Here is a 2,452-nt window from a genome sequence, read left to right as displayed (position 1 = left end):
TTTACCTTTGTTCCCTGTTTAATGGGAGCAGAGCTTCCTTTAACTTTCAAGTCTTTAATTACAGAGACTGAATCTCCGTCCTTCAATATGTTTCCATTTGAATCCTTTACTACAAGACCCTCTTCTGCTGCTGTATCAACATTTGGGTTCCACTCGTGTCCGCATTCGGGACAGATGAGCATCATACCGTCTTCATAGGTATATTCTGAATTGCACTTGGGGCAATTAGGTAAATTATCCATGTATGTTCCTCCGTCATATAATTAATAAATATTTCATTTCTCGGTTATATATAATATCACAGCAGGATAATATTTACAAATGGATATCTGTGAATAAAAGGAGCAGCCCATCTGGAAAATTCCAGCAATGAGACTGCTCCTTGTTTAATTTCTTTTAAAAAGTTTTAAAGTTTCTTAGATATGACGGCAAAGAATGCCATGATACCTATACCTACTAGCATTATAGGTCCTGATCCGGTATTGAAACCTTCAAATATACCGTTGACGGCAACAACTAGAATAACTACAGGTATTATGTATTTAATCAGTACATACCAAATGTTAAGGAATGCATAGTTAAAAGTACCGCCGTTTGTAATCTCATTGAACAGATCTTCCTTCTTGATTTTCCATCCAGCAAATATACTAATAAGCATTCCACCTATAGCAAGATAAATCTTGTCTGTGAGAAGGTCGAATACATCAAATGCTCCCGTTCCGAAGAGTTTTGGTCCAAGTCCTCCAAGTGATAGTGAAGAAAGTATACATAAAGCAGCCATTATTGAAGAGGCTATTAAAACTGCCTTCTTTCTTGGTTGTTTCTTTTCGTCTATCAGATATGACACAACTACCTCTAGCAGTGATACTGAAGAAGTAAGGGCTGCAACTGCAAGTGCTACAAAGAACAATGTCGCGAAGACAGTTCCAATTCCGCCCATTGCTGCGAATAGAGAAGGAACTACAATGAATACTAGTCCAGGTCCTTCTGTTGGAGCGATGCCGAATGCAAACATTGCCGGGAACATTGCCAGACCTGCAAGAAGTGCAACACCAGTGTCCATGGCTGTAATTATTCCAGTAGTGCTTACAAGGTTTTCTTTCTTATCAAGATATGACCCATAGGTAATCATACATCCCATACCAAGTGAAAGAGAGAAGAATGCCTGGCCTAGTGCTGCCAGTACCACCTTTCCTGTTACCTTGCTGAAATCAGGTTGGAAGAGGAACTTCACACCATCTATGGCATTTGGAAGGGTTAAACCTTTAATTGCAATTAATATAAGTATTCCGAACAACAGTGGCATGAGTATCTTACCAGCTTTTTCTATACCTGAAGATATTCCCTTCGATACAATAACAATGTTTATTCCGAGATAAGCAACCATCCACATTAGTGGAATAGTGGGGTTAGTTATGAATTCTCCAAAAGTACTTCCTATTAGTTCCGGACTGTTTAGCAGACCTCCCGTCACCTTGAAAATGTAAGCAAGTGCCCATCCGCCAACTACAGGATAGAATCCCATAATCAAGAATCCACTTAAAACACCTATGATTCCTACAAATGTCCATTTTTTGTCTACAGACTTGAATGCTCCTACTGCAGCGAGCTTACTTCTTCTACCAAGTGCAAATTCTGTCAACATAATGCTGAAACCTATTAGTACGATAAAAATTAAATAAATAAATACGAATGCTCCACCACCATTTTCTCCGGCAGTAAATGGAAATTTCCAAATGTTTCCTAGACCAACTGCAGATCCGGCTGCAGCCATAATAAATCCAATCTTTGATCCCCATTGTTCTCTTTTCTGTGGTTCTTTAATTTTTTTCTGTTCCATTAAAACAACTCCTCTTTTACTTTTTGTTTGTCAGCGAGATACATTATTCCGGAATTGTATTTCATTGATGAAAAAATGTGCACAAAAAAATCTACTACATTTTAAGTGTGCTGTTTGAACTGTCAAGTTTTACGCAACGGTGATTAAAATGAATAGATGTAATTTAAGCCGATTAATTTATTTGCGATCAATTCCAGACGCTTCATTCCGTGAGTTATGAAAACGTATGCTTAATTATAGCACGATGTTGTATGTGATGCAATTACAAATTTTGTACAAAATTTGTATTTTGGATACAATGTGTAATAATGAATAAAATGAATTGCGAGTATACTTTTAAATAATAGACTAAGAAAATAAAAAGCCCTGTACTGCAGCAATAAGGGACTACATCCGATAGCTACAACACAGAGCTTAAATTATCTATTGGTTATATTTGACTAATTTACTATAAGTCTATTGATCTATTTCTATTTCTATTACATCTACAGATTCAACAGCTGCATCTAAAACATCCTGAGGAACTTCAATATCGAAGTTTCCGTTAAGGTCGCTGTAGGTCATGCTCATATCCATATTCATGGAAACTGTTGAACCTGAGGAGTCCATTGA

The 2,452-nt window shown here is 37.0% G+C and carries 3 protein-coding genes; all 3 read right to left on the bottom strand.

Going from position 1 to position 2,452, the window contains the following annotated elements; all coding sequences use genetic code 11:
• Positions 1–242, bottom strand: a 242-nt coding sequence (locus AC3AX0_RS11545; RefSeq protein ID WP_487550431.1) for a zinc ribbon domain-containing protein YjdM, incomplete at its 3' end; no start/stop codon positions are given.
• A gap of 164 nt (positions 243–406) precedes the next feature.
• Positions 407–1,840, bottom strand: coding sequence for a sodium-dependent transporter (locus AC3AX0_RS11540; protein WP_487550430.1), 1,434 nt, complete (start codon positions 1,838–1,840; stop codon positions 407–409).
• Positions 1,841–2,296: 456 nt separating this feature from the next.
• The gene (locus AC3AX0_RS11535; protein ID WP_487550432.1) at positions 2,297–2,449 is read right to left on the bottom strand and encodes a DUF6612 family protein; all 153 of its coding nucleotides are present in this window, start codon (positions 2,447–2,449) and stop codon (positions 2,297–2,299) included.
• Between the last annotated feature and the right edge of the window lie 3 nt (positions 2,450–2,452).

The sequence above is a fragment of the Dethiosulfatibacter sp. genome, assembly GCF_983023055.1.
This window is presented reverse-complemented; position numbering and strand designations above follow the sequence as displayed.